General features: G+C 70.9%; 24 protein-coding genes. 8 read left to right on the forward strand and 16 right to left on the reverse strand.

The features are described from left to right. Nucleotides 1-94: 94 nt before the first annotated feature. The 13 genes from SZN_RS00305 to fabG form a co-directional block, all read right to left on the reverse strand. Complete coding sequence (locus SZN_RS00305; RefSeq protein ID WP_007490423.1) at nucleotides 95-430, reverse strand: SH3 domain-containing protein; 336 nt, start codon at nucleotides 428-430, stop codon at nucleotides 95-97. A gap of 127 nt (nucleotides 431-557) precedes the next feature. Further along, nucleotides 558-923 carry a hypothetical protein gene (locus tag SZN_RS00310; RefSeq protein WP_007490425.1) on the reverse strand — a complete coding sequence of 122 codons (366 nt, stop codon included), beginning with the start codon at nucleotides 921-923 and terminating at the stop codon, nucleotides 558-560. A 73-nt stretch (nucleotides 924-996) separates the two neighbouring features. Then, complete coding sequence (locus SZN_RS00315) at nucleotides 997-2,223, reverse strand: MFS transporter (RefSeq protein ID WP_007490427.1); 1,227 nt, start codon at nucleotides 2,221-2,223, stop codon at nucleotides 997-999. Further along, a complete protein-coding gene (locus tag SZN_RS00320) occupies nucleotides 2,220-2,612 on the reverse strand; it encodes a hypothetical protein (RefSeq protein WP_007490429.1) in 393 nt (130 codons plus the stop codon). The genes SZN_RS00315 and SZN_RS00320 overlap by 4 nt, the downstream gene beginning before the upstream one ends. Next, the gene (locus tag SZN_RS00325) at nucleotides 2,609-3,838 is read right to left on the reverse strand and encodes a hypothetical protein (protein ID WP_007490431.1); all 1,230 of its coding nucleotides are present in this window, start codon (nucleotides 3,836-3,838) and stop codon (nucleotides 2,609-2,611) included. Before SZN_RS00325 ends, SZN_RS00320 begins: the two co-directional genes overlap by 4 nt. Nucleotides 3,839-3,874: 36 nt before the next feature. Beyond that, entirely contained in the window at nucleotides 3,875-5,146 is a 1,272-nt protein-coding gene (locus tag SZN_RS00330) for an ATP-grasp domain-containing protein (protein WP_007490433.1), read from the reverse strand. Between the two features lie 189 nt (nucleotides 5,147-5,335). Further along, nucleotides 5,336-6,439, reverse strand: a complete 1,104-nt coding sequence (locus SZN_RS00335) for a GNAT family N-acetyltransferase (RefSeq protein WP_007490434.1) — start codon at nucleotides 6,437-6,439, stop codon at nucleotides 5,336-5,338. Between the two features lie 18 nt (nucleotides 6,440-6,457). Continuing rightward, nucleotides 6,458-7,732, reverse strand: coding sequence for an MFS transporter (locus SZN_RS00340; protein WP_007490435.1), 1,275 nt, complete (start codon nucleotides 7,730-7,732; stop codon nucleotides 6,458-6,460). Between the two features lie 254 nt (nucleotides 7,733-7,986). Continuing rightward, a complete protein-coding gene (locus SZN_RS00345; RefSeq protein ID WP_007490436.1) occupies nucleotides 7,987-8,520 on the reverse strand; it encodes a hypothetical protein in 534 nt (177 codons plus the stop codon). Between the two features lie 122 nt (nucleotides 8,521-8,642). Further along, nucleotides 8,643-9,185, reverse strand: coding sequence for a hypothetical protein (locus SZN_RS00350; RefSeq protein ID WP_007490437.1), 543 nt, complete (start codon nucleotides 9,183-9,185; stop codon nucleotides 8,643-8,645). An 81-nt stretch (nucleotides 9,186-9,266) separates the two neighbouring features. Further along, nucleotides 9,267-9,626, reverse strand: a complete 360-nt coding sequence (locus SZN_RS40780; RefSeq protein ID WP_007490438.1) for an SH3 domain-containing protein — start codon at nucleotides 9,624-9,626, stop codon at nucleotides 9,267-9,269. 1,639 nt (nucleotides 9,627-11,265) lie between these two features. Next, the gene (locus SZN_RS00365) at nucleotides 11,266-13,173 is read right to left on the reverse strand and encodes a helix-turn-helix domain-containing protein (RefSeq protein ID WP_007490440.1); all 1,908 of its coding nucleotides are present in this window, start codon (nucleotides 13,171-13,173) and stop codon (nucleotides 11,266-11,268) included. 102 nt (nucleotides 13,174-13,275) lie between these two features. Next, complete coding sequence (fabG, locus tag SZN_RS00370) at nucleotides 13,276-13,980, reverse strand: 3-oxoacyl-ACP reductase FabG (protein WP_007490441.1); 705 nt, start codon at nucleotides 13,978-13,980, stop codon at nucleotides 13,276-13,278. 471 nt (nucleotides 13,981-14,451) lie between these two features. Here fabG and SZN_RS40785 point away from each other — a divergent pair, with 471 nt between their 5' ends. The 4 genes from SZN_RS40785 to SZN_RS37480 all read left to right on the forward strand — a co-directional run bounded on the left by SZN_RS40785 (nucleotide 14,452) and on the right by SZN_RS37480 (nucleotide 19,446). Then, the gene (locus SZN_RS40785) at nucleotides 14,452-15,306 is read left to right on the forward strand and encodes an MmyB family transcriptional regulator (RefSeq protein WP_167546266.1); all 855 of its coding nucleotides are present in this window, start codon (nucleotides 14,452-14,454) and stop codon (nucleotides 15,304-15,306) included. Nucleotides 15,307-15,378: 72 nt separating this feature from the next. After that, complete coding sequence (locus SZN_RS00380) at nucleotides 15,379-16,386, forward strand: MBL fold metallo-hydrolase (RefSeq protein ID WP_078508309.1); 1,008 nt, start codon at nucleotides 15,379-15,381, stop codon at nucleotides 16,384-16,386. A gap of 35 nt (nucleotides 16,387-16,421) precedes the next feature. Continuing rightward, nucleotides 16,422-17,498, forward strand: coding sequence for a beta-ketoacyl-[acyl-carrier-protein] synthase family protein (locus SZN_RS00385; RefSeq protein WP_007490447.1), 1,077 nt, complete (start codon nucleotides 16,422-16,424; stop codon nucleotides 17,496-17,498). A gap of 433 nt (nucleotides 17,499-17,931) precedes the next feature. Further along, the gene (locus SZN_RS37480; protein WP_007490448.1) at nucleotides 17,932-19,446 is read left to right on the forward strand and encodes a serine/threonine-protein kinase; all 1,515 of its coding nucleotides are present in this window, start codon (nucleotides 17,932-17,934) and stop codon (nucleotides 19,444-19,446) included. A gap of 179 nt (nucleotides 19,447-19,625) precedes the next feature. Here SZN_RS37480 and SZN_RS00395 read toward each other — a convergent pair whose 3' ends face one another. Beyond that, on the reverse strand, nucleotides 19,626-20,567 hold the full coding sequence (locus SZN_RS00395) for a hypothetical protein (protein ID WP_007490450.1): 942 nt from the start codon (nucleotides 20,565-20,567) through the stop codon (nucleotides 19,626-19,628). Nucleotides 20,568-20,993: 426 nt separating this feature from the next. Here SZN_RS00395 and SZN_RS00400 point away from each other — a divergent pair, with 426 nt between their 5' ends. The 4 genes from SZN_RS00400 (at nucleotide 20,994) to SZN_RS00415 (ending at nucleotide 24,597) form a co-directional block, all read left to right on the forward strand. Next, nucleotides 20,994-21,674 (forward strand): hypothetical protein, encoded by a 681-nt coding sequence (locus SZN_RS00400; RefSeq protein WP_007490452.1) that lies wholly within the window; start codon nucleotides 20,994-20,996, stop codon nucleotides 21,672-21,674. A gap of 298 nt (nucleotides 21,675-21,972) precedes the next feature. Further along, nucleotides 21,973-23,616: a hypothetical protein gene (locus SZN_RS00405; protein WP_139063494.1), complete on the forward strand. Its 1,644-nt coding sequence runs from the start codon at nucleotides 21,973-21,975 to the stop codon at nucleotides 23,614-23,616. Between the two features lie 207 nt (nucleotides 23,617-23,823). Next, nucleotides 23,824-24,087, forward strand: a complete 264-nt coding sequence (locus SZN_RS00410; protein ID WP_007490456.1) for a Thoeris anti-defense Tad2 family protein — start codon at nucleotides 23,824-23,826, stop codon at nucleotides 24,085-24,087. A 90-nt stretch (nucleotides 24,088-24,177) separates the two neighbouring features. Further along, a complete protein-coding gene (locus SZN_RS00415) occupies nucleotides 24,178-24,597 on the forward strand; it encodes a hypothetical protein (RefSeq protein WP_007490458.1) in 420 nt (139 codons plus the stop codon). Between the two features lie 200 nt (nucleotides 24,598-24,797). Here the strand turns inward: SZN_RS00415 and SZN_RS00420 are convergent, their stop codons facing one another. Together SZN_RS00420 and SZN_RS00425 are read right to left on the reverse strand one after the other, a co-directional pair. Then, nucleotides 24,798-25,511: a hypothetical protein gene (locus tag SZN_RS00420; RefSeq protein ID WP_007490460.1), complete on the reverse strand. Its 714-nt coding sequence runs from the start codon at nucleotides 25,509-25,511 to the stop codon at nucleotides 24,798-24,800. Nucleotides 25,512-25,733: 222 nt separating this feature from the next. Beyond that, entirely contained in the window at nucleotides 25,734-26,723 is a 990-nt protein-coding gene (locus SZN_RS00425) for a TnsA-like heteromeric transposase endonuclease subunit (protein ID WP_244313258.1), read from the reverse strand. Nucleotides 26,724-26,787: the final 64 nt, after the last annotated feature.

Consider the following 26,787-nt stretch of genomic DNA (forward strand, 5'->3'; position numbering starts at 1 on the left):
CCGGGCGGGGGGTCTGCCCGGCCACGCGATCAGCGCCGTGCGGCGGGTGCGTCTGTTGAGGCGCGGTGGTTGTTGGCGCGGAGAGCGCTGGCGGTTACGCGAAGCCCCAGAAGTAGGCGCCGTACATCCAGCCGGTCCGGCCGGTGTTGGGGCCGCTGGTGACCTTGACCTGGTACCACTGGTACCGGGACTTGCCGTCCCACCAGAGGCACTTGGACGTGACACGAGTGCCCTTGCCGAGGACCCCGAGGGCCGTCGAGCTGGTGGAGTGGTTCGACCGGAGTTTCACGGCGGCCGTCGTCTTGCCGTTCTGCGTCCAGGAGTTGCACGAGGCCGCCGCCGCTTCGGGAGCGGTGGCCGCGGCCCCTCCCAGGGCGGCGATGGTGACCGCCGCTGCCGCGACGGCACTGCGGATCTTGTTCTTCATCATCTGATGAGCTGCCTTCGTCTTGGGTCATGGGCGGGTAGGGCCGGTTCCGGGGCGTGCGGCGCCCCAGAACCGCGCGGATCTTGGAAGGTCACGGCACCGGGCCGGTGCCGGGTGCGGGCCGGGCCGGCTACTTGGGGATGGGCGGGGTCGGCGCCGGGTTCGTGCCGTAGGGGTTGGCACAGCCGTAGGGCACGTAGCCGCGGATCTTGGCGCCGTCGCTCTTGCGGGTGACGGTGCCGCGCGTGTACCAGGCGCGTTCGCTCTTCTTGTACGCGAACTGGTCGTAGACGATCTTGTCGCCGCGGTAGGCGATGCCGTTGGCGGTGGAGTTCTTCGCCGGCTTCTGCCGGACCTTGGCGGCCTTGCAGCTGATCTTTCCGCGGCTGGAGTCGGCGGCCTGGGCGGCCGGGGCGATGGCCACGCTGGTGCCGAGCAGAGCGGCGCCGACGGCGCCGGCCGCCGCGATGCGGCCGAGGTGTCGCAGGGGGGTCATGTCAGCCTTTCCATCGGTGCTGGGTGGGTGGGGCGGGCGCTGGCCGGAGGGCCTCGGGGTCGCGGTGGATGGGTCATGGCGCCGGTGTCCTCGGCGAGGCGGCCGGGGTGAGGTGCGGGCGCAGGGCGGCGGCGAGCAGCAGGGCGCAGGCCGCGGCGGCGGCTGGGACGAGCCAGGAACCGTCGACCGCTCCGGCGAGGGCGGTCCCGGCGGCGGTTCCGATGCCGAAGGCGCTGACCAGCCAGCCGAAGGACTCGGTGACGGTCCCGGGGGCGGCGAGGACGTCGATGCAGCAGTAGGCGGTGGTCAGCAGCGGTCCGAAGGCCAGGCCGGGGAGCGTGGCGGCCAGCAGCAGGGCAGGCGGTGGTGCGGGCAGTTGGAGGGGCAGCCAGGCGAGGGTGAACGCGGTGGTGAACACGGTGAGTTGGGTGGACAGTGGGGCGGACCAGGCGTGTCGGCTGAACAGGGCACTGCCGGCGAGCGCGCCGAGGGAGAGGGCAGCCGGGACGGCGCCGCTCAGCCACGCAGCTCGGTGGTGTTCGGCCGAGGCCAGGGCGGCGACGTTCAGGGCGCCGAGTGCGGCGCCGACCGCGGTCATCGACAGCAGCAGGAGACGGATGCCGGACGGGCGCAGGGCTCCTGGCGCACCCGGGGTCCGTGCTCCAGCGGGCCGCCAGGTCTTCGACGGCGCGGAATGCGCGACCAGCAGTGCTCCGGCGAGCCCGGCGGCCGCAGTGACGGCGAGGGCGACGCGGGGATGAGCGAGCGTGGCGGTCAGCGTGGCCAGCAGCGGGCCGGCCACGTAGACGAGTTCCTGGCTTCCGCTGTCGAGCGCGTAGGCGGCGCGCAGGTGCGCGGGCGTGGGCACGATGCGGGGCCACAGGGCTCTGAGTCCGGCTTCCAGGGGCGGCGAGGTCAGTCCGGCGGCGGCCGTGACTGCGGCGGCGAGGGGAAGGTGGCCGGTCCCAGTCACGGCGAGGACGAGCAGAAACGTGGTGCTGACCAGGGTGCTCGCGACGAGGGGGCGGGTCTGTCCCGTCCGGTCGGCGAGTCGGCCCAGCAGCGGCTGGCCGATCGCGACACCGGCCCCGTACAGGGCGGCCAGGGCGGCGCCGGTGCTGTAGCCCAGCCCGTCGGCTCGGGCAGCGAGCAGGATGGCGACGGGCGCCATGCCGTGCGGAAGCCGCCCGGTCAGGGTCGCGGTGAGCAGCCGTGAGCAGTGCGGCAGGCGCAGCACGGACGACCAGGACACGGTCGTGGCCGCCGCTGCGGTGGCGGGTGCGGTCAGGGTGCTCGTCACCGGCTACCCGCCGAGCGGTGGAGGTACGGATGGGCCCAGGGGCCGTGGATGGCGCTGGCCGGCAGGGCCACCATGCGCAGGTCGTCGCCGAGCGTGGCGTGGAACTGGGCGAGGTCGTCGGCGGACGCCGGCGGGTGCGGGGCTCGGGCGGCGGCGGCGTGGAGGGCGGCCTGTGCCTGCTCGTCGAGGCCCAGGCCGACGCCGCACCAGCGCACGGCGAGTACGCCGTCGCCGGTGCGCTCGGGGGGCATCTGTTCCTCGGCCGCGTTGGCCCACAGCGGCATGGGGTCGAGGACCACCAGGGGGAAGGGCAGGCCCAGGCCGTGGCAGGCGGACTGGACCGGCGTGCCGGGCGCGGCCGGTGCGGGGAGAAGGGGTGGTGGCGTCATGCGGGGCTCCCGTACAGGCCGAGGTTTTCGGCGGCGCGGATCACTTGGTGGTCTTGGTTGATGGCGCGGCTGTCGTCAGCCACGAGGAGGAGCCATCCGGCGATCCGGCCCGCATGTACGGGTGCGGTGGCGGTGAGCTCGGTGGTGGCGGCCACGGTCGGCAGGGTGGTGATGGTGCGCAGCAGTGCTTCGTCCAGGAAGCCGTCGTGCCGGGGCAGCAGGGCGACCTTGGTGACATGGGTGCGCCGGGGCTGGAGGGTTTCGTGGCGTCGGCCGGTGGCCAGCAGCAGGGCGGTGTCGCGGATGGGGTCGTGGTCGGTGGCCCGGCGCAGTACGTCGGAGGCGAAGTCGTCGTAGGGGTCGGTGCGCAGGGACAGCAGGGCCGGTCCGCGGTCGGGGATGTAGGTGACCGTGGCGTGGGCGGAGCCGTAGCGCACGCCCAGGGCGGTGAGGGCCCGCATCGTGTACAGGGCGAGGGCGCGGGCCAGCAGCCCGTGGCGGCTCAGCAGATCGGATCGGCAGACCAGTTGGTCGGCGGTGCGGATCTCGGACCAGATCGCGGTGATGGTGTGGTCGGGAGTGCCGTCGGGTCCGGGTCCGGTCAGGGTGTGGATGCGGTACTGCGTGCCGGCGAGGCCTTCGCGAAGCACGAGGGGTTGGCCGGTGGTGGTCTGGATGCGGGCCCAGGCGTGGCGGAGGTCGTCGGCGGTGCGGCAGAGGTAGGCGGGGTGCGGGTGCGAGGGGTCGGGGTGCTGGACGACGAGGTCGTTGATCTGGGTGAAGGCGGCCCAGGTGAGGGCGTCGGACAGACGCGGGGTGCGGATGCTGCGCGGGGCGGTGATGCCGGCGTCGAGGAGTGCGGCGCTGGTGAAGGCGATGTCGCGCCGGATGTCCGCGGTGTCGGGGGCGTTGCCGGGCAGGCGGAGGCGGTCGGCGAGGCGGTCGGCGAGTTCGGTGCCGGCGGCTGATCCGGCGATGACGGCCTGGACGCCGAGCTGCTGCAGCTGCGCCGCGGTGCGACGCAGGCTGCCGCGGTGCGTGATGTGCCGGAGGTAGCCGTCGCCCGGCGAAGTGGCGGCGGGCGTGGTGACGGCGACGGAGGCCCAGCCGTGCCGGGCCAGCACGGGCAGGTACCGGTCGCCGGGGCCGGCCGGGGCGATGATGGCGGCCGTGCCGCTTCTGAGTGCGGGCGGGGCCGCCGCGGGAAGAGGGGCGGCGAGGGCCATGATGCGGGGCTCCTGAGATGGGTCGGGGCGGGCGGGTCAGGCGACGCAGGCGGTGGTGGCGGTGTCGGCCTGGATGTGGATGCCGCTTCGGTCTTCGGCCGTCTGGAGTCGGTGAAGGCAGGTGTCGGGATCAGGGCCGGTGACGACTGCGAGGGCGGTCCGGTCGCGCACGGTGGCGCGGGGCGGGGCAGTGACGTAGCTGCCGGGTGCGGCGGTCCACTCGAAGCGGTCGAGCCAGGAGGCGAAGAGTCCGGTGTGCACGGCCGTGACGTGGCCGGTGACGGCCGGGTAGAGGAAGCGGACGGCAGCGCTTTGACTCTGGCTGGGGAGCAGTTCGGGGTCGGCGCCGACGGCGAGGTCGGCGGCGATCTGCGGCAGGTTGAGGCCGGTGGCCAGGAGGACCAGGTGCGGGATGAGATCGCCGCCGAGGCGGGCGTTGATCTCGACGATGCGCGGCCCCTGCCGGGTAAGGCGCATTTCGACGTGGAGCACGCCGTTGGAGATGCCGACGGTGGTGAGGGCGTCCAGGGCGACTTCCCGGATCCGGGAGTCGGCCAGGAGAGGATCGGTGGCGTCGACGAGGTGGCCGGTCTCCAGGAAGGCGGGCTCGTCACCGAGGAACTTGCGGGTGATCGCCGCGATGTGCACGTTGCCGTGGCCCAGGGCGATGCACTCGACGCTGATCTCGGGGCCGTCCAGGTACTCCTCGATGAGCACGCCGGAGGTTCCGGCGTGCTCCAGGCCGAACAGGCTGGCTGATTTGGCGCGGTGGAAGGCGGCGCGGACCTGTTCGGGGGTATCCGCGCGGTGGACGCCGGCACTGCCGCCCATGGAGCGCGGCTTGAGCACGACCGGCCCGCCGAGCAGTACGGCGTACTCGACGGCGGTCTCGGCGTCGGCCACGAGGTAGGAACGGGCGGAGGGGACGTGGGCGGCCGCGAGCAGGGAGCGGGTGAGGTACTTGTCCCGGCAGGCCTCCACGGCGGCCGGGGTGTTGCCGGGAAGTGCGAAGTGCTGGGCGAGGCGCGCCGCGAGCACGACGTGGTTTTCCGTGTAGGTGAGCACTCCGGCGACGCCGCGATCGACATCGAGGTCGGCTACGGCCTTGGTGACGGCTTCGCCGTTGGACAGGTCGGCGGTGATGGAGACGTCGACGTGCTCCTCGGCCCAGGCGGGCGGCTGGTTGTCGATGAGCGCGACGGGGTGGTGGGCGGCGATGTGCTTCAGTCCGTAGCCGCGGAAGGTGCGGTTGCCGGCGCCCAGGACGACGAGCAGCGGTGATCGTGAGGAGTGTGGTGTGACGGGCACGGGGGTGTCCTGACGTGGTGGGTGGAGACGGGGGCAGTGGCCGGACTCGGTGGCCGGCCGGCAGCGGGCCGGGTAGTGGTCGTTGAAGACGCGGCAGCTCGGGCTGCAGTCGGGGGCCGGGTCACGGTTCAGACGGAGAACCGGTGGTGGTCGTCCTGAGTCGTGCGGGAGGGCGCGCCGGCGGGGTGGTCATGCCTTGTTCCAGGCGCGGAGCACGTGCTGGTTGAGGCCGGTGTGCAGGGCGCCGAGGCGGCTGATGAGGTGGGGGTTGGGTCGTGTGAGGTAGACCGCGGAGGTCAGGGCGACCGGGAGCATCCCGAGGCGTGCCTTGTAGGCGTAGTTGCCGCGGCCGGCGTCGAGAACGCTCGCCCCGGTGGCGATGGCGTACTGGACGCTCTCGTACATCAGCCAGCCGTAGGTGTGCAGGTCGCTCTCGCGGGCCTGGTGGATGGCGGGGGCCCACAGGTAGAGCGCCGAGCCGTAACGGAAGGCGAAGAAGCCGCCCGCGAGGGTGCCGTCGGCGTGCTCGGCGAGCAGTCCCACGGCGCCGGGGACGCGGGTGAGCGGGGTGAGCATGTCGGTGCCGTACAGGGCCGGCCCGTGGCGTTCGCTGGTCGCGCGGGCCTGGGCTGTGAACTGCGGCAGATACGGCAGGAGCTCGGTGCCACGGGCGACCTTGAGGGTGAGGCCTGCGTCGGTGCCCCGTTGGTGCTGTCGGCGGAATTTTCGGCCGGCCTCGCTCGACGAGGGGAAGTTCGCGATGAACTCCTCGACCGAGGAGCCGACGCGGGCGCGGTGGGCCCAGGACAGGACGACCTCGGCATCGGGGGTGCGGGCCTCGCGCCACAGGCTGCGCTCGGCGGGCGGGATGTTCGCGATGACCAGGGCCTCGGTCCCCAGTTCCCGGGCGAGGTGGCGGCCTCGGTCGACGGTTTCGGCGAGCACGGGCACGGGCGCGCCGGGCAGTCCCCCGTATTCGCCGTAGATCGAGGGTCCGTACAGGACGTCGGCCTCGAAGGTGGGGCGGGTGACGCCGGCGTCACCCTCCATGGCGCGCCACAGCGGGCTGTCGCTGACCTGGTAGAAGGACATGCGGTGCTGGCGCGTGCCGTCCTGGAGGAAGAGGTGGTGACGGCCGCGGACGAGTTCGGTGCGCACCGTCTGCCAGGCAGCGGCCCATTCTCGGCTGTGGAAGGGAGTGGCGGCGCGGTGCACGGCGGGAAGGGCGGCCACCGAGGAGTGCCAGGAGCTTTTCACGGTGCGGGCGTTGGGGCGCAGGGCGGTCAGGGTCATGAGGGTTCTCCGGGCGGTTCAGGACGCGGCGGGCGCGGGGATGCGGGGTGTGCCGAGGGCCGGGCGGCGGGTGAGGCCGATGAGCGGCAGACCGATGGCGGCTCCGAGCGCTCCGGCGGCGAGGGTGGTCAGGGCGGCGAGGCTGTCGCCGCCCGAGGTGAGGGAGGCCGCTGCGAGGACGGGGGCGATGATCACGGCGACGGCGAGCGTGGAGCCCCAGATGCCGGCGTACAGGCCGCGGGCCTCGGGGGGTGAGATCTTGGTGACGATGTCGTTGGCGGCGATGAAGAAGACGATCTCGCCGGGGACAGCGGCCGCCACGGCGATGCTGTAGCCCGCGGTGGTGTCGGCGAGGCCTGCGCCGCCCATGCCGGCGCCCAGCAGGAGGGAGCTGACGGCGAGCAGGCCGGTGGTCGGCTGGGGTCCGTCGCAGCGGCGGCGCAGCCACGGGTTGAGCAGTGGGGTGAGCACGACGACGGCAGCGGCGTTGGCGACCTGTGTCCATCCGTAGGCGTCGGCGGAGAGCCCGTCGTCCTCCATCAGCAGCGGCAGCGCGGTGAACATACCTGCGGCGCAGGTCAGGGCGGCCACGCTGGCCAGCCACAACAGCCACAGGCGTGTGTCACGGACGGCCGACTGCAGCGGACTCCGATCGGCGGAGGTGCCGGGGACAGCGGCGGTTGGGCTGTCGTCGTCGAGGTAGTGGCGGGCGAGCAATGCGCAGGCAGCGCATGCGGCTGCGTTGAACCAGAACAGCGCCGGGAAGCCGAGCTGCCCGGCCAGGAGGCCCCCGGCTGCGCCCGTGATCGCCGCGCCGATGTTCACCGCCCCGTGGCGCCAACCGTTGACCGCGGCGCGCTGCCCGTCGTCGGTGATGAGGTCCGCGATGGCGGCGGAGACGACCGGCCTCGGCGAGTCGTACACAATGCCGGCGATCAGGGCTCCGGCGCACACGGCGGCGAACGCATGCGCCTGGGCCATCACGGGCAGGCAGACGGCGGCCGTGAGCATGGCCGCCACGAGGGTGCGGCGCCGGCCGAGCCGGTCGGCGGCCCAGCCGGTGAGCAGCTGGCCGACGAGCCAGCCGATGCCGAAGACCGCGAGGGCCTGGCCGACGGCCTGGGTGCTGTAGCCCAGGTCCTTGAGGTGGTAGCTGAGGAAGGGATACGCGAAGCCGAAGCCGCGCGCGACCAAGGTGATGACGAGCAGCGCCCAGATCGCTGGCGGCCAGTGCCGCGGTCCGGACGGTTCGGGGTCCTTGGTGGTGGTGATGGGCAGGGTGGTGGCTGACACAGACGCTCCGGGGCAGGGCTGGGGCGAGACGTTCCTGGTGGGGCGGCCGGCGTCAGCTGGTTCGGGCGCCGGACGGGAGGGTGGGGCGGGCGGGGGCGTCGCCGTGGGCGGACGACGCCCCCGCGGGCAGCCGGCCCGTGCCGGTGCCGGAAGGGCACGGGGTGTCGCCCCAGGGGGATGGGAGCGAGGGGCCGGGCTGCGCCTGATGCCGGACCGTCGGGAGCAGTCCCGTTCGGCCGGGCTGTTCTGTGCGGTTACACCGTCGGGGAGGCGCTGAAGTAGGTGTTGCGGTAGCCCTTGCCGTCGTTGTTCCAGTCCAGCTGGATGAAGCCGTCGGCCAGGTACCGGCCCGAGCCGGCCTTGTACTTGATCGTCCCGGTGGTGTAGCTGCCGTTGCCGGCGGTGTTGCCGTGCTCGAGCTTGTACTCGAGACCGGTGTAGTTCGCCCACTTCACGACCGGGTCGGGTCCGGAGACGGACTTCTTGATCTGGAGGTGAAAGCGAGCGGCGTCGAGTACGTCGGTCTGGTTGACGTAGGAGACGGGCCCTTCGAAGTTCACCTTGGCGTAGGCGTAGATGTAGCCGCCGGCGCGCTTGGCGCAGAGCTTGACGTCGAAGTTGTAGTTGTCGGCCCACGGTCCGGAATAGGCCGGATTGTCGACCGAGGCGCTGCTCGTCTTGCAGCGGTAGTCCGCGGCGGATGCCGTGGTGGCGGTGGCGAGCGTCGTGCCGGATATGACGGCCGCGGTGATCAGCGTGGCTGCCATGGTCCGCTTGGAGCTGGGCATGACGGTGCATTCCTCCGTGCAGGTGTGAGCGGGAAGTTGCCGCTGGTGAAGGCCAGGGAACGGGGCTGCTTCAGGTGCCGGCCGGGGGCGAACAAGGCGCTCCGGCCCATGGGGGCGGCCGGTTACACGGTCGGGGAGGCGGTGAAGTGGATCGGGGCCTTGTAGTCCTTGCCGTCGCCCGACCAGTCGAGCTGGATGTAGCCGTCGGCGAGGTAGCTGGCGGCGGTGGCCTTGGTCTTGATCGTCCCCGTCTGGTACGAGCCGTTGCCCGTGGCGCTGCTGTTCTCGAGCGCGCGCTCGAGACCGGTGTAGTTGGCGTACGCCACGACCGGGTCGGTGCCGCGGACGCTCTTCTTGGTCTGGAGGTGGAACCTGGCCTTGTTGAAGGTGAAGTGGTTGTTCGTGCCGGAGGAGTAGGGGCCGTCCCAGTAGACGGTGGCCGTGGTGTAGATGTAGCCGCCGGATCGCTTGGCGCACAGCTTGACGTCGAACGACCAGTTGTCGGAGTCGGGGCCGTTGTACGACGGGTCGTCGAACGTGGGGCTGCTGCTGGTCTTGCAGTGGTAGCTCGCCGCCGCCGAGGCCGTGGTGGCGGTGGCGAGCGTGGTGCCGACGACGGCGCCGGCGGCGAGCAGGGTGACAGCGGTGCGCTTGAACGCGGGCATGCGGATGTTTCCTTCGGATCGGGAGAGGACGCCGGGCCGCGCGGGGGCCAGGCCGGTGACAGGGCGGACAGCGGTCGCGGGTCAGCCGCCCAGCTGGTAGAGGCCGTCGCTGCGCACCCATCCGCGGGTGCCCTTGGAGAGCCCGGACTTCGACCGCTTGGAGAGCTCGGTGTAGTCCCAGTTGCCTCGGCTGCACAGCAGCTTGACGGTGTCCCCGCGGTAGAGGAGGCCCCGGCTGGCGTAGCCGGTGGACGGGCCGGTGCGCAGGTTCCAGCCGTTCTTCGAGATCGTGCCGGTTTCGCCGTGGGACCAGTTCACGGTGCACTTGGAGTGCTCGCCGACGGCGTGGGCGGCGGGGGCGGCGGTGACGGCGAGCCCTCCGGTCACGGCGAGGGCGAGGGCGGCGGAGGCGGTCAGACGTGCGGGAGCGCGGAGTCGCATGGAAGTCCTTACGTCAAGGAATTGGGCAGGTCGGTGCCGGCGGCGGATGTGCCCAGAGCAGGTATGGGTGTCCGGCGCGGCGGGACTGCGGGAGCCGTGGGCGGCATCGGGCACTCGCGGGGGCCGCGGCGACGGGGATGAAGCCGCCGGGGCGGAGCGTGATGCGCGCGGCCAAGGAGGCGCGAAGGTAACGGGCGCCGAGCGGCGAGCGTCGAGGTATGTGCGGCGCGGCAGGAGCAGCTGCTGGGAGGCCGCCTAGCTCCTGCCGCGCGCCACTTCGCTCGGGGGAAGTGGATCCTTCTTCCCCGGGCGGGGGCCGGCCGCGGATCTGGTAATCCGTGGCTGGCTCGGACGCGCCGTCGGGCGTCGGCGGGTGCTAAGCGCCGGGCCCGGCTGCGCCGAGGTCCTGGATGCGGTCCGACTCCGTCTGGGAGAGGCGGCCGCGGGGAGCCGTCACCGCGGTGCGCGGTGTCGGCCGGTTCGTCAGATACCTGGTGATCATGCTGTTCGCCCCGATGACTCAGGGGGCCTTGATGCCAGGACGAAAGCCAGTGGACGCGCTGTTGCAGCGGGCCGTGCTGGTCTATCCTGAGCTCCGCTGACGTGCGCTAACACGTCGGCGAAAGACCCCAGTGGTTCCTCAGATCTGCTGGTGGTGACTCTGCCGAAGAGTCGTTTTGCACAGGCCCGGTGCTCGGGCCTGGTAGTGCACTGGCGAGTGCGGGTGTCCGGCGGGGTGGCTCCACCCACTCCCCCGGCGCCCGCCTCCTGGTGGTCGCGACGGCTGTTGCCCCGTTCGCACCGCGCCTGCTCGCCGCAGGCGTTCTGCCTTCCCCGTCTTCCGAATCCGCCACCCGGCAGCGCTCCCCTGTGCGAGAGCGTCCGGCCTGGTATGCGCCGTCGTGCCCGGCTACTGCCGTGCCCTACCCCGGAAGCTGGGTCTGGCTGGGCTTGCACGGGCAACGTTATGCATATGCCGAATGCACCACCATTACGCACATGCACAAACTGACCGGCATGTCCTATAGGTTGTGCACCACATCGGGCGATCACGGCCTTGAGGTGCACATTCCATAGCGATCCCCTATCGGGCATGCACACCGGTCGCACCAGTGGCGAGAAGGGGCTCTTGACATGCAGAGAGCACCAAAGAGTCCCAACCCCTTTATTAGATGCATTAATTGACGATTCGGACTTTGGCACCTCGGGGCGTACGGGGCGGCTACTGCGGTACACAGCACGGAAGTTGACGCTGCACGGCGGCAGCGAGCGGCGCTGCGTGGAGGATCGCCGGAGAGCGTCGCCAGGGCACCAGGACATTTCTCCGGGCGGGATCTGTCCTGTTCCGCCTCGCCCCGATGGCCGGGGCCGGGTAGGCGATGCGTGGGGCCTTCGGCCGGGGTGGCCGTGAAGCGCGGCAGCACCAACCGCGTGCACCGAGGCACCTGCCGGCCTCGAAGTATTACTGCGGCTCTTGCTGGAGCAGGGACGGAGGACGGTGCGGTATTGCACACCGCGGCGGGATCTGCTCACCGTCGCGAAGGCCGGCGGCGTGCACCGCTCTGCGCTGGGCCCGCGCTGCGGGGCCTTCATGGAGAGAGCCGTCATGGCCGGGCCGAGGCGGCCGGGAGCGACCTCGTCAGGCGGCCGCGCACAGCTGCCGTCCGATGTCGCGGATGTTGGGCTCGCCCGTCACGATGTTCAGGGCGAACTGCAGGTCACGCATGCCGTTCAGTGATGACAGGTCGCGGGCCATGTGCGTTTCCAGAGCCCTGAGGTGAGTGCGGACGGTGACCTCGGACAGGCCCAGGGCGCGCGCAGTCGGTTCCAGGTGAGCGTCGAAGGTGAGCCAGGCCGCGGCTGTGGCGAGCAGGTTGCGGCGGTCTTCGCGGGCGGCGCTCAGCAGCGTCTCGGCCCAGGCCCGGATCTGGGGCGCGGCGAGCAACTGGTGCAGTGTGGGGACTTGGCCGCCGCGCAGGGCTGTCTCGGGAGGTTCCCGGTGGGTGACGAGCTCGAGCGCCAGGCCGACCGCGATCCGGTCCCCGATGGTGGTGAAGTCCATGTCGAGCAGCTGCGCGGCCCGGGCGACCCGGCGGGTGACGGTGTTGCGGTGCAGGTCCAGGCGCCGGGCTGCGACGGTGTAGGGGTAGGCCAGAGCGGTGGGCAGAGTCTCGCGCATCTGCTCCCACTGGACGTCGGACTCCATCAGGGGGTGCAGAAGTTGACGGGCCCAGCGCTGTGCGTCGTGCTGGCACAGCAGGCTGACCAGGTCGGTGTGCTGTACGGACAGGGCTACGGAGTCGGGCTGGTGGAGGGCGAACCGCTGGGCGGTTCCTGCCTCGTTGAGGGCCTCGCCGAGCAGGGACATGGAGTAGACGCCGCTGCCGCCCAGTGAGGAGACCGGTCCGGGTGCGGAGACCAGGCGGATGAGTTCCCCCGGCACGTTCTCGTCGGGCTCGCTTTCACGGACGGGCTGGATGACGACGACTCGGTTGCGCTCGCGCGGGTCTGCGACGGCCAGGGCGCGGCCGGCGGTGGCGGTCTCGCACAGGCGCACAGCGGTGTCCCGGTGGGCAGGTTCGGTCGTGACGACGAACAGACGGGCGGTCTCGGTGTCGAGCAGGCCTGGTGCCATTTGCTCCATGACCCGGCGTGCCTTGTCGACCTCGCCGTCCAGGAGCAGCTGGACGGCGGCGGTACGGACGGCACGAGAGGCGTCGGCCGCCACGTGGTACTCGCGGCGGGCCTGGTCGACGAGCCCGAGGAGCTTGGCGGCGTGCCGCAGCAGGCGTATCTCGGCCTCGTCGAACGGGGTGCGGCGTGCGACGGCGAGGACGGTGTCCGCGCCCGAGGTCGGGGCCAGTGAGATGAGCTGGGTGTGCGGGGCCGAGGGGCTTTCGGGGGCGCCACCTTCGACGGACTGACGGATGATCGCCTGGGCGAGATGCTCGGCCGCGGTGGGGGGCGAGGCAGCCAGGACTCGGTCCGGCTCGCTGACGAGGACCTGGACGTCGAGGGCACGTGCGAGCCACGACGCGATGCGCTGCATGGCCTTCGGATCGGCAAGTTGCGCAGGCAACTGCTGCACCAGGGCGTTGAGTTGGCTGGCCCGCCGCTCGGCGATGGCGAGGCGCGCCTGCTGGATCGAGGTGTGCACGTCCGCCCAGCGGTCCGCGGAGGCGGTAGTCATCAGCAGCGGGATCTCGAGCAGGTCCGACATGTCGCGCAGGGACTGAGGGAAGGGCTGGGACACGCCTTCGGCCACGGTGACGACGAGCCCGACACATCCGTCGAGGGACATCTGCCGGAGCACCTCTTCGATCGCGACCGCGATGCGGCCCCGGATCCGGAACGGCATCGCGCCGGCCACGAAGATCAAGGCGCCCGCGTCCAGGCGGCGGGGCGCCCCGTTTTCCAGCAGTTCGTCCAGGCGCAGGATGGTCAGCCCGGTGATGCGCTCGCCGTGGTGGGGCACGGTGTTCCGCGGCCAAACGAACGTGAGTTCGAGGTCGGGGTGCTGTGTGGGCAACGAGCCAAGGGTCGGCATGTGCTCTCCTCGTTGCGGGCCCGTCGGCGGGCCGGCCCTGACAGGAAGTGGGAAGTGATCGGGTCCTTCGGGTGCGGCGTCCAGGAGTGAGCCGGGCGCGGGTCAGTGCCCCATGCCCGCACCACCGTCGACGGGGATGACGGCACCGGTGATGTAGGAGGCGCCGGGCGAGGCCAGGAAGGCGACGGTGGCGGCGATCTCTTCGGGCGCGGCCATGCGGCCCAGCGGGATCTGCTCGACAAGGGCGGCACGCTTGCCCTCGTCGAGCTGGCGCACCATGTCGGTGTCGGTGAGGCCCGGGGCGACGACGTTGACGGTGATGCCCCGCGAGCCGTACTCGCGGGCAAGGGACCGGGCGAGGCCGATCAGTCCGGCCTTGGAGGCGGCGTAGTTGCTCTGCCCTGCCTCGCCGCGCAGGGCGACGGCGGAGGCGATGAGGATGATGCGGCCGCCCTTGTTGCGCAGCATGCCCTTCAGGGCGCGCCGCGCGGCGCGGGCCGGTCCCAGCAGATTCGTGTCGACGACCGAGGTGAGGTCGGCGTCGTCCATGCGCATCAGGAGCCCGTCCCGGGTGATGCCGGCGTTGGCGACGAGTACCTCGACGGGGCCGTGCGCCTCTTCGACCTCCTTGAAGGCCCGGTCGACCTGTGCGGTGTCGGTCACATCACACTGCACGGCGAGAACGCCGTCGGGTGCCTCACCGGTGCGGTGGGTGATGGCCACCCGGTCGTTCTGCTCGGCGAATCGGCGGGCTATGGCCAGCCCGATGCCGCGGTTGCCACCGGTGATAAGTACCGAACGGCTCATATCGTCCCACTTCCCCGTGCCCGAGTTGGTCTGTCGGCCCGCCCCTGGGCCGATCACTCGGCAGATCTCGAACTAATGAACGTGATGCTGCCAGCCAGCCACTTGTATGGTTACTGGCGCGTAGCGGGTCTTGCTGCAGGTCACCGGATACGCCCCGGGAGAGGGACCCCGGTGGCGGCCCGTCTGCAGCCCCCTGCGGAGTACAGGCATGCCGATCCGGTCCGGAGAGAAGGGAGTCTGGCGATGGCACATGGCGTCCAGCCGTTGCGGGCGACCGATCTGCCGCGCTCTTCGCTCTCCATCCGTGCGTCCATGAGGACGTCGTACCCCCTGCCCCGTTCGCGGAAGGAGGGCCCTTGCCGCTCTACCGATCTTTGCGGACCGGCAAGGGCTGATCTACGGCATTTTTTTTGCACAAATTCATGTCCCTCGCAGACCCGGGCGCGTTGCCGGCATCCTCAGGGAGGACATGTGGCGAAGAAGACGAGGAAGCGTGAACATCCTCTGGGACTGCTGCTGGCGCCGAAGCGGCGCTTGATAACTCCGGAATCGGTGGGGCTTCCCAAGCGAGCCAAGGGCCGTCCGGGCCCCAAGGCCGAAGGGCTCACGCAAGCCCACATGGACATCCTGCTCAACCGTGCGGACCGGACGTACAACCGGCTCGAGAGCGGCCGCTGGCCCAACCCTCCGGAGGAGTATCTCGTCGCAGTCGGCCGGCTGCTGAAGCTCACGCCGGACGAGTACCACCTGCTGTGGCTGCACACCCGCGGGCACCGGCCCGCCCACCCTCTCTATCCGGAGGCCGGCGTGCGAGCGGCCGAACTGTGGCAGGAGGCGTGCGACGGGCAACGCCACATGATGTACGTCACGGACCTCGCCTGGAATGTGATCGCGCACAACCCCGCCTTCGCGGCCATGTTCGTGGGCGGCAAGGCGCCGCAGAACACGGCCCGTTGGATGCTCCTGACCGAGGAGGCGCGCACCACGCTGATGGACTGGGAGACCAGCTGGGCTCCGTCACTGTCGTCCCAGTTGCAGGCCGCGCTTGCCGAGAACGCTCACAGCGAGGACCTGCGCGCCATCGACGCCGACGTGCGGGCCGACCCCGTTGCGGGCCCGATCTACACCGCGCCGGGCAGCCCGTCGATAGCGCCTGACGGCGTGGTGCGCCGGCTGAACCACCCCTTGTACGGGCCGGGCATCGCGAAGATGGTCGCCTCGGCGCCGTACGCCTCCCCGCACGCGAGGGCGATCATCGTGATCTTCCATCCTGACGACGAAAGAGCGAATGCCTCAATAACAGGCGAAATAGGTCACACCGGCTAGACCGTCCCCGGTGGCGTGTGCTCTTCTTCACAACGCAGCGATTCGCGGACCCGCACTGATCACAATGCGCACATGCATATCCCAACTGCCCTTGCCGAGATCGATCCTTGTGTCTCCGCGTGGCTCCCTGAATTCCCCGGAACGTGGGGAATGGCGAACTGTGTTCTCGTTGCCTCCGACGAGGGGGCGCTGCTTGTGGACACGCCCTATACGGCAGAACTGACGAGAACCCTGACGGCGGCAGCACATCGCGTGCTGCCGCCGTCTGCTGCGATATCGACGGTCGTCAACACGCACGCCAACGGCGACCACAGCTACGGCAACAGTCTGTTCCCCGACGCGGAAATCGTCTCGACCGCCGCCAACCTCGAGCACCTGTGCGCCGAGCCGGCGCCCGAGCAGATGCAGACGCTGCTGGACCGGTGCCAGGCGGACGATCCGTTCCAGCGTTACCTGCTGGCCCACTTCGGACGCTACGACTACCGCGGGCTGCGCCTGACCCCGCCCACCCGCACCTTCAGCGAAAGGCTCACTCTCCAGGTCGGTTCCACGTCCGTCGAACTGATCGAGGTCGGGCCCGCGCACACGGTCGGCGACCTGATCGTGCACATCCCGGACAGCGGCGTGGTGTGCGCCGGCGATGTGGTCTTCGTCGGGGACGTTCCGGTCCACTGGGCGGGTCCGCTCGGCGGTGTTCTGGACGCCTGCCAGCAGATCCTCGACCTCGCCCCGCAGGTCGTTGTCCCCGGGCACGGTCCCCTCATCGGCCCGGCCGAAGTCCGCAGCTACATGGAGTTCGTCGGTGAGGTGCGCGACCGCATCCACTCGCTGCATGCCAGGGGACTCCCGGTACAGGAGACCGCCCAGGTGCTTCTGCGCGAGCACCGGCGGGCGGACCTGGGCCTGACCGAGCGGCTGGCCGTGCTCGCCATCACGGAGTACCGCCACCTCGACCAGGCGACGGCCCCGTTCCCGCTCGTCGACATGCTCAGCACGGCGGTACGTCTGGCTCCGGGATGCGTCCCGACCTCCATTCCCGAGCGTCACACCCTGCTCACCGATTTCGGCTCGCGCACCTGACCTGCGCCCGCCCCCTTATCCTTCCCGGAGCTTTCATGCCACCCGCGTACGTCAGCCGTCCGACCATCGCGCTGCCGCCGCATCAGGTCACCACCGACGAGATCTGCGAAGACATCCAGCGCGCCCATCCGACCCTCCCCCGTCTCGGCGTCATGCTGCGCTACGCCCGCCGCACTCAGGTCGCCACCCGCCGCTTCACCCGTCCCCTCGCCCACCGGGCGATCTCGGGCAACGCCCCCATCGCCGAACGCAACGAGATCGCGTTCACCGACGCGGCCGGCCTCGCCGTTCAGGCAGCCCGCCAGTCTCTGCAGGCCGCCCGTCTCACTGCGGCTGACGTCGACTGCGTGGTCACCTCGCACACCACCTCCTGGACGGTGCCGGGGCTGGACGTCCATCTCATCGAAGAGCTGGGACTGCGCCCCGACGTGCGCCGGATCCCGATGAGCACGCTGGGCTGCGTCGGCGGCGCCCACGCCCTGGCCCGTGCCGCCGAACACGTCGCGGCCCACCCCGGGAACACGGTCCTCGTCGTCGTCGCCGAGATGCTGAGCACCGTCTACTCCCATCAGGACACCAGCACCGAGTCCATGATCTACAAAACGCTCTTCGGCGACTCCGGCGGCGCGTGCCTGGTCACGAGCGAGCCCCTGGGGCCGGGCCTGCGCATCGACAGCGTGTGGGAGTACGTCCTGCCGGGCAGCCGGCAGCGCTACTCGGGCCGCTTGGACGCGCACGGGCTGCACTTCGACTCCGAGCGGTCGGCCACCGAGGCCGTCAGCGACATCATGCCGGCCCTGCACGGCCACCTGTCCGAACAGCGGTTGGAACAGGTCGAGTTCACCGTGCTGCACCCAGGAGGCCCGAGGATCATCGAAGACGCCGAGCGAGGCCTCGGCATCGATCAGGAGCCAGGCCTGGAGGACAAGGCCAAGGTGACCCGCCACACCTGGTCCACGATGCGCGAGGACGGCAACCTCGGCGGCGTAGGCGTCCTGTCCGTGCTCTCCCGCACCCACGACGACCCTCCTGCCGACGGCGCCCGCGGCCTGCTCCTCGGTGTCGGCCCGGGCTTCGCCGCCACCGCCGCCACCGCCACCTGGCGGACCTGAGCCCACACCGGCCCGCTCCGAGCCCCACCGCTCGCGACGGGGTCGCCCCACAGGCCCCGTCCCTCAACGCCCGACCGGCTCCGGCTCAACCGAGTCCGCGGCCCACAGCCTCCACACGCCGCGCATATGGTCACGCCCGCGCATCCGTGGGCCGCCGGGAGAATCGTCCCAGCTCCAGGCAACTATCCGGTGGCTGCCGGAATCTGTGCCAGCTACGGCTGCCCGTGGTGAACGGTCGCGCGAGATAGGGCGGTTTGGGCGATATGGAACACTAGCGCGGCGGAGACAGTCCGGCCTTGTGTCGGTGCCCGGGAAGAGGGGCGCCGCGGTGGCAGACCGGGAGTTGCCGCCACGGTGCAAGCACACCCACGGCAGCTTGCGTCGCCGCGCCGGCCAGGCCGCGGGGCCCCTGTCGCCGGGAAGGTTGAGTGTGATGTTCCAGGGCGAGCGGCTCGCCGGCCGGTATGTGCTGCGCGAGGTTCTCGGCGCTGGTGGGATGGGCACGGTGTACCGGGCCGTCGACGAGCGGCTGGAGCGCGAGGTCGCCGTCAAGGTCGTTGCTCTGTCCGCGGCACCCGCGGCCCAGCGGCTCCGCTTCGAGCGCGAGGCTCGGGCGATGGGGCGGCTGCGCAGCGCGCACGTAGTAGCCGTGCACGATGTCGGCGAGGACCTCGTCGGCGGACACCGGATCGGTTTCCTGGTACTGGACCTGCTCCCGGGCGTGCCGCTGAGCACCGTGCTGGCCGGCGGCCTGCCTGCGGTGGAGGACGTGGTGGGGTGGGGACTGCAGCTGTGCCGAGGACTGCGCGACGCCCATGCTGCCGGGGTCGTGCACCGGGACGTGAAACCGGCCAACGTGATGCTGTCGCCCGAGGGCACGGTCGTGCTTGTCGACTTCGGGATTGCCCGGCTCGACGCTGGCATGCAGACGGTCACGGTGATGGGCACGCCCGCGTACATGGCGCCCGAGCAGCTGCGGGCTGGTGCGATCGATGGCCGGTGCGACCTGTATGCACTGGGGTGCCTGCTGTATGAACTGCTCGCCGGGCAGCCGCCGTTCGGGCGGGGCAGGGTGCGGGCCGAGGGTTCGGAGCCTGTGCCGTTGCGGCGAGTGCGGCCGGGGGTGCCGTCCGCGCTCGAGGAGCTGGTGCTGGACCTGCTGCGCGTAGATCCTGCCCGGCGTCCGGATGCGGTGACCGTCGAGCATCGCCTGGCCGCGGCCCTGGAGCCGGTTCCTCAGGTCGCGGCGGTGACGGAGACCGCCATGTGGGAGATGGTGACGCAGACGGTGCCACGCCGCGGGAGCGCCGCGGCACCACCCGCCGTCCCCTTGCCCCGGCCTGCTGCCCCCTCGCCGGGTCCAGCCTCTTCAGCCGCCGCACCACTGCGGCCTGCCGGGCCTGCGCGCGGGATGGGCGGAGGGTGGTCGGCGCTTTCGGGAGCGGCCGGGCTGTGGGGGCAGTTGTCGCTGTTCACCGGGATGCCCGGGTGGGTGGCGGCGGCTCTGGCCGCGGTAGTGGGCGTGACTCTGTGGGCGCTGTGCGGGCCGCATGCCGAGGAGGAGGCCGCCTCGGGCGGAACCGTGCTGATGGCTCTGGCGGCAGACGGCGTGCTGGGCCTGTACCTGGCGTTCTGGTCGCCGGCGCCGTGGTGGGTCGCGCTGACCGTCATGGTGGTCGCGGGCCCGGTGCTGCTCGGCGGGTGCACGCTGATCGGCAGGCTGATCTCCAGGCTGATCGCCGGCCAGCGGGCGCAGGTGGAAGCCGGCGTCACGGCGGGCATGGCCAACGCGGCGGTGCTGGTTGTACTCACGGGGCAGTTGCCGGTGGCCGCAACCGTGACGATGGGAATCGGGGTCTGGCTGCTGATCGCACTTGTCGCCGCGGCCCCGGGACTGCTGCCGCAGCCCGAACGACGAGCTGGACGAAGCAAGGCGGCTTGGCTGTAGAGGCGGCCGCGAGGCCGCGGCGAGGAGTACGACCCGCGAAAAGCACCGCGCCGGCTGCCGGCGATGGAGGTGGCGAAGCGGTATCCGCCGGCCCGAGCATGTGCTCTCTTCCGCCCAGAATCCGCCAAGTACCCAGCGGCAGATGCCCGGCCAAGGAATGCGTGTCGGGAGGTACGGGGTCAGATGGGGGACGCCATCGTGCGCTGCGCGTAATCGCGCAGGCCCGGCAAATCGGGGCGCAGCTCGGCGACCCGGCCGGTCAGCGCGCGCACCGAGGGCCGGCGGGCCTCCAGCGGAGCGGCAAGTTCGACGAGGCGCAGTTGAGCGAAGGCGCCCGCCGTGTCGCCGGCGTCGAGCAGGGCGCGGGCGGTGTCGGTGGCAGCGCGGGCGCGGCGCTCGGCGGTGGGCAGACGGTCGGGGCGCAGTAGGCGGCTGTGGGCCAGAGCGGTGTCGAGGTCGCCGAGGTGGCGGTGGATCCCAATGCGGTACAGGGTGCACTGGCCAGCGGTCAGCTCCCGGAGGCGGCCGTCGGTGTGCGGGCGGCGGTCGAGACGGTGGGCGATCTGCTCGGCCTGGGCAGCGAAGTCGCAGGCGGCGGCAGCCCGCTGAGCCTGGGCGGCGGTATAGGCGGCGGTGAGCGCCGTCATGCCTGCCGCCTCCAGCTCGACGACTGTGGGACGGAGGGCGGACGTCAGGTGGGTGTGCGCCTCGTGAAGCAGGAGCAAGGCTTCGTCGGTGCGGCCGGTGCGGCGCAGCGGGGTCGCAGCCGCACGGGCGGCGGCGGCGAGCACCACCGGGTTGCCGGAGCGGCGGGCGGCCGCGCCGGCTTGTTTCGCATAGACACCGGCGGCCGCGGTACGGCCCTGCTTGACGGCGAGCTGGGAGGCAAGCACCCACACATCGGCCGCCCGGACGGCACCGGCTGTGCTCTGCTCGATGCTGGGCTCGGCGGCGGCCAGGAGCGAGGGCAGCGTCTCGTCAAGCCGCGTATAGGCGCTGGCGGTGAACAGTCGGCGGGCCGCGGCGACGTCGGCGGCGGACAGCCGCGGCGCCGGAGCTGCCACTGCCGACACCGGGGCGGTGAAGAAGCCGGTCCCCAGGGCGACTCCCGCTGCCAGCATGCTCCGTCGCTTCACACCGGACCCCTCTCGTCCTTTGTCGCCGTCGACGGCCGACCGCGGCGTCGTCATGACGCTACGGCCAGCGAGACGGTCCGAGAAGGGCGCACGAGTCGGCCGTGCGCGCCCCGTCGAGCCTGTGCGGGGATGGGCGGGGCCAGCCGTGACTAGTCGGTCGGCTCCTCATTGAGCGCTCGCCGCGTCCGGGGCCGAGACCTACTCGGGCAGCAGGATCACGGCAGCGAGGGCTTCGGAAGTGAGGGGAATCTGTTCGAGGAGGCACTCGCCGCGGTCGTCCTTCCCCCGCGGTGTCCCACGGGCCGGCACTGTCGACTCCGGACCTATTGTTCCGGGATTCCGCGACTCGCTGGCCGCCCGGGGGCCGCACCTGCATGCTCGTCGGCAATCACATTTCCGGGGAGGCAACCAGTGCTGCAGATCGACCAGCGTGAAGCGCTCGCACGCTACGAGCAGGAACTTGTCGAGGAGCAGCGCCGCCGGAAGGAGAGGGAACGGGAGCTGTGGGAGCGGATCACCGCCGCGACGCCGTTCGACCTGACTGTGCGGACGGACACCCACTCCAATCTGGACGCCCCCCTTCGGCACGCCGCAGCAGCCATCGACCTGCTCACCGGCGCCCGCCGACAGCACCCGGCCGGGCGGGCGCTCTGCGAAGGCATCACCCACACGAACCTCATGGCCCTGAGCGAACCCGTCGACGCCCACGCGACGTGCCACCGCTGCGTCCACGCCGCAGCGGTGGCCCGACCCTCCGACGGGCCCGAACCACCGACCAAGAAGGAGCGCCAGGAGCTCGAGAGAGTCGAGGCCGGAGCCGTGTTCACCGTCGAGCACCCCCAGGGGCGCGAGATACGGGACACCAGCGAGCAGAGCCGGAGCCCCGGCGGAGACTATGGTCGGAAGGTGACCGCCGTGATGAAGCGGTTGCACGCCCGAGGCTGGGTCATGAGTGACGCCGAGACAACCGATTCCCCGTGGGGCGGCCGCGGTTGGCGGTGGAACCTGACGAGTCTCGGAGCTGCCGCACTCGCCATCCCCGCCGTGCCTCGGTGGGTGGAAGCTGCGCCGAGCGCGCCCACCGCAGCATGAGGTTCCCATACCCCGCTGACACGCGGGTCGGGTGGCGGTCGACGAGCTCGAGGACGATGCTGCGGATCGCGGGATGGTCCCGTACTTCTCCCGGGTCGGCCAGCCTGGTATGCGACCAGCAGGCTGCGAGCGGTCTACTCGCGCCGGCCCAGCGCGGTGATGCGACAGGCAGCAGCTCGAACAGCAGTTAGCAGCTTGCGGCACAGGGCGGTGGCCGGCGCGGCGGTTACGGCGCTCGCGCCGGGCCACACCGGCTTCCGCATCTGGGTGCGTGCCAAGCGCCCCGTAGAGTGCCGACGTGACTCCCAACGTGTCCCGTATCCAGCGCCTGGCTGGATTCTTGGAAGACGAGTGCCGCCGACGTGGGGTTGACCTTGTTCCCGGACAGGCCGGTCACGTGCTGCGCCATCAGGCCCGGGTGGTGGCTGCCGCACTGCACATCAGCGAATCGTGGGCCCTGCGTTCCTACCTTGATGAGGACGCGGTGCGGGGGCTGGCGGCGAATCTGGTCCGTGAGGTGAATGCCGCTCGCCCTGTACGGGAGCTGGTGCTGGACGTCTTGGCGAAGGTCGGCGGCTGGGCGAGGGACGATCGCCGGGCACGCGATTGCGCCCACCCGCAGAGGCCGGCGGAGGGCCCTGAACTGGGACCGGCGATCGTCGCGGACCTGCGGGCACTGGCGTCGGTGGCGGCACAGCAGATGGCGTGGGATCTGTACACGGACGCCGTGCGCCTCGGAGACCAGCCCTACGCCTACTACGCCGACGAGCGGGACGGTGTGCTTCTGCGGCTGCCGCGGGTGTGCGACGGGATGGATGCCAGCTGGCGGCTGCGGTTCGCCGGGATTCTTGAGCAGGTGGCCCAGCAGCTTCGAGCCGGCACCGAATTCGTCCCGGTCTGCCACGCCTCGACGGTGGCGCTCGCTCTCGCGGTGTCCGCGGCTCCCGAGCTGATGGACGACATGGTCGACTCGGAGGCTGCGGAGTCCGTAGGGCTTGGCGAAGGTTGGTCACCTCGGAGTGCGGACCTGCAGATCGGTAGAGCGCTGAGGGCGATCGCCTGGAACAGTCCGGCGTTGATCGCCTACGACCCGGAGATGACCTACAGCCTGGAGCCCTCCACCGATGGCATTCACGGCCGCGATGACCTTCGCCCCGAGGCCTGGTTCACGCCGTTCACCGATCTCGTGCCGGGGCCGCCATCACCTCCTGATTGGGTGGTCGATGTCCTGGACGGCGGGCTTCCTGCCCGCGAAGACCCGCCGCCTTTCGGCGCAGACGAGGCGGAGCGTGCGGTGCTGGCCGACCTGGCGACCGGCATCGTCGAGCGGGAGGCCGCATGGGGGCGCCACTGCGACAACGCCGGTGGCGTGGAGGAGGAACCGGTAGAAGCCGTCGTCCTGCTGCGCCCACAGCAGCTGGATTACATGACGCGGAAGAGGGCCCGGTCGGAACAGCAGGCTCTGATTGTCGAGCAGAACGGGCGGCTCGTGGAGTCTGCCGCCGTGCGCTACCAGGTCGAGCACGACCTGGACGACGACCGCGACATGTTCGACCCGCTGTGGTCGCCTGCGGAGCAGGACGCGGCACCGCTGTGGGCGATCACGCTCACGCTGGAGGACTTCTCCGGCACGGCAGCGCTGCTGGAGCGGCTGCCGCGCCAGTGCCTCGGCAGCCCGTATGACGGCGGAAACGACTGGCAGTTCGCTTCCTCCGCCCAGATGGCCGACCGGATCGCGGGCGCCGCCTTCTCCCGGCCGGTCGAAGGCGTCATCGTGCACGCGCCGGTGAGTCACGGAGACAACATCCACGCGGCGCAGGCCTGGGGGTTGGTCGTCACCCGCGGCGGCCACACCTTCTGCACAGCCTGCGCTCCGGGGGAAGTCGAGGCGGCCCATCGCGGCCTGATCACCGCGCTGACGCACGCACTGCCGCGGTCCTGAGGGGCACGAGTTGCGTTCGGCGCAATTCGCGCCGTCGCGTTGCATCACTTCTGGCGCCCGCGGCCGTACGACGCGCCACGGGTTCGCCCCGGTCCAGGAGTCGCCGTACGGGGCGTGTGCCCGAGCCGCTTAGCCCGCGGCGCCCGGTGCTGTCAACTCCTCTTTTTCTTGCGGCAGTCGGCGCTCTACGCTCGCGAGGTGACGTATATGACCTGGTCGGACCTGCTGCGGCGGGGAACGGCGGACCCCACCTTGACGTTCGCCCGCGCCAAGTGGACGCAGGCGGGCAAATTCGTGTGGGTACAACCCCGGGCCACGGTCACGGCCCCGACCGGGGGCCAGTACCCGCTCTGCGCCACCGTGTACTTCAAGGACGTCGACGACGTCGTCAAGCCGTACTTTCCGAGCATGGACGGGATGACCGAGGCCGACGACTGGTATGTGGGGGTCTCCGGCCGGCCGCCCGAGTAGCCCCTCAAGCCGCCTGCCCCTCACCGGTGCCGCGCGAGCAAGACGCCAAAGGGCCGGACAGCACGGGTCACGTCTCACTAGTCTCGAAGGATGGTTCTCCACCAGCCCGAGCCCTTGTGGTGCTGCCCGCTGGGCCTGGTCATGGGGGCGGCGTACGAGCGTGCGCGGGCCCGCTACGACGCCGCGGAACAGGCCGGGCGCGACCAGGACGTTCAGGCGGCTTATGCCGCCATGCTGGTCGCCTTGGTTAACTGGTGCGAGCACCAGATCGACGCGCACGACACGGACCCCGGGCCCGTCGAGCAGTGCCCGGACTGCACGCGCTTCGAGGAGGCCGCGCCCGTACAGACGGGATCTGCTGAGTCGCCGATGACTGCGGAGGAGTGGGCGTACGAGCGCCGCGTGCACCAGATCGCGCACCGCCTCGGCCCCCGGGTCGTGACGCCCGTGGGGACCGTCGCCACCGAGCCACCGGGGTCTGCGGCGCTGCGGCGGCACAGCCGGAGGTGAGTGAGTTGTCGACGGCAGCGTGAAACGGGACGGGGAACCCTGGCCGTAATGCCCCAGTCCCTTCGCCATGGTCCGCCCGGTATTCGCCTAGTCTGCCTGGCGGCCATTCACCCGTTCGGGTGTATTCGCCGGTGGAGTGCCGGTCGACGGTGGGCCCTGCGCCCTCATTGTGCCCGCGGCCAAGGCGCGCCACAGGAGGATCAGGAAGGACTCGCCTCTGCTGTAAGGGCGGGGCGTTCGTCGTATTCTCGGCTGCCCGTCGGGGTGAGCTGCACGAGGGTCCGGTCTGGATTCATGGCCAGGAGTCCTAGGTAGGCGTAGTCCAGCAGGACCCACGAGACCACCTCGTCGAATTCGATTCGCTCATCGGCGCGCTCCCCGCTGCCCTGGGTCTGCTCGATGGCGCTGGTGCCAGGTGTGGTCGTGTTCCAGAGCATGCCGGCCAGTTCGGAGACGACGAGGGACGTCTGCCGGTTGCGGGACAGTTCTGTCCACAGGGCGGCGAGGCGAACACGTCCGAGATCGGGGTGTTCGGCTTCAGGGGCTAGCGCTGCTTGAGCGGAGTGGTGGGCGTTCGCTACGAGGAGGCGGCGGACACCTTCCGCAGTAGCTGCTTGCTGAGCGTACTTTTTGACCGGGATCAGGCGGCCCCGCTGGGTGCGCAGCAGCCCGGCGTCCACGGCCTCGGTCAGCAGGCTCTGAACGCCGGGGAGGTTGCGTGAGGAGGAGAGGCGACGCTGGCCGGCACCCCCATGTAGGTCGTCGCCGGTTCCGAGCAGTTTCACGAGTTCGAGGCCGTCAGCCACGCGGAGCTGGCCGGTGGTGGTCAGAGTGCGTCCGTTGCCGACCCATTGAACGAGCCGGTGGATGGCCGTGGCCCACGGAGAGATGTCGCCTTCGGTCACCGCGCTCATGATTTCCTCTCGCTGCTGGAGTCGTGCGTACGCGACTCGTTGATCTCGTTGGTCAGGTTGCCTGTTACGTTGAGCGCAATTCGCGGGCGGCGCGGCGAGGTTGCTTTCAGGGCAGTCTCGGCGGTCTTGCCGTGAGCGCCACTGCGGGGTCGGGCTCGGCGAACTGGAAATTCTGTACATCGTTCGGGATTTCCAGCCGGTGCCGTGCGACCGGGGCGCCGGTCAGCGGGGCACCGTGAACGGCTGGGCCGGAAGAAGCGGGCGCTGGTAGGCGGTGGGAAGGGCGGTGGCCTTCTCGGCGAGATCGTGGCGGCTGAAGCTGCGTTCGCCTTGCCCGAACCCGGAGGGGTCCAGACCGACGACAAGATCGTCGCCCTCGCAGCGGACGATGGTGCCGCGGTCGTGTCCGAGGACCAGACGGGTCCCGACGTCCCACTGGTCCGGTGCGGGCCGGCGGGCCGCCGCGTCGGTACGCAGGCGGGTGCCGGTGGTGATCGGGCGGTGAAGGTCGGTGGTCAGGTCGCCCCACCACAGCAGGTGCTGGATCACGGCCCGCACCATGGGCTGGGGCATCTTTTCGTGGGTGAGGCTCTTCTCGACTGCGTGGATGGGCAATTCCGCGTCGGCGCACAGGGAGAGGGTGGGTTCGATCAAAGCCTGCTGGACCGGGTGCATGGGCCGGCAGAAGCCCCCCAGGGCCTTGATGTTGGTGTAGTGCTGTGCGTCCTTGGGGCCCGTCCACCACTCGTAGGTCCAGCCCCGGGCGTTGACGACTTCCTCGGCCCAGTCCAGCACCCGCTCCGAGGGGCACAGCTCGCCGGCCGTCGGAGAGCTGTCGATGAGGGTGATCGTGCCGTCGCTGCTGATCAGCATCAGGTCGGGAATGTAGCCCGCTTTGCCGGGGCCTTGTTCGGCGCGGAGTTTGAACGGCTGGCCGATCATGGACCGCACGGTGGGGTCGAAGTCCGCCAGTTCCATGCGTTCCCAGATACCGTCCGTGGCCACCGGATTCTGGCCGGTGCTGATCGCGGCATAGATCCCGAGGTCGAGTTGCTCGCCGCGGTAGGTGAGGTGGCGCCGCCAGGGTTGTGCGCGGACCAGGTCGTGGACGTCGACGTCGGTGACGGGCATCCACTGTGCCGGTCGCCCTTCCTCGAACCGCAGTCCGATCTCTACGCCATCGAGCAGTTGGTGGGCCCTCGTTCGTGTCACCGTTTCATGCTGGCAGAGCCGGTTTTGCGCTGCGTGGTGCTTTGCCGAATCCACGGTGCAGGGC

The organism is Streptomyces zinciresistens K42 (genome assembly GCF_000225525.1).
Classification (GTDB): Bacteria; Actinomycetota; Actinomycetes; order Streptomycetales; family Streptomycetaceae; genus Streptomyces; species Streptomyces zinciresistens.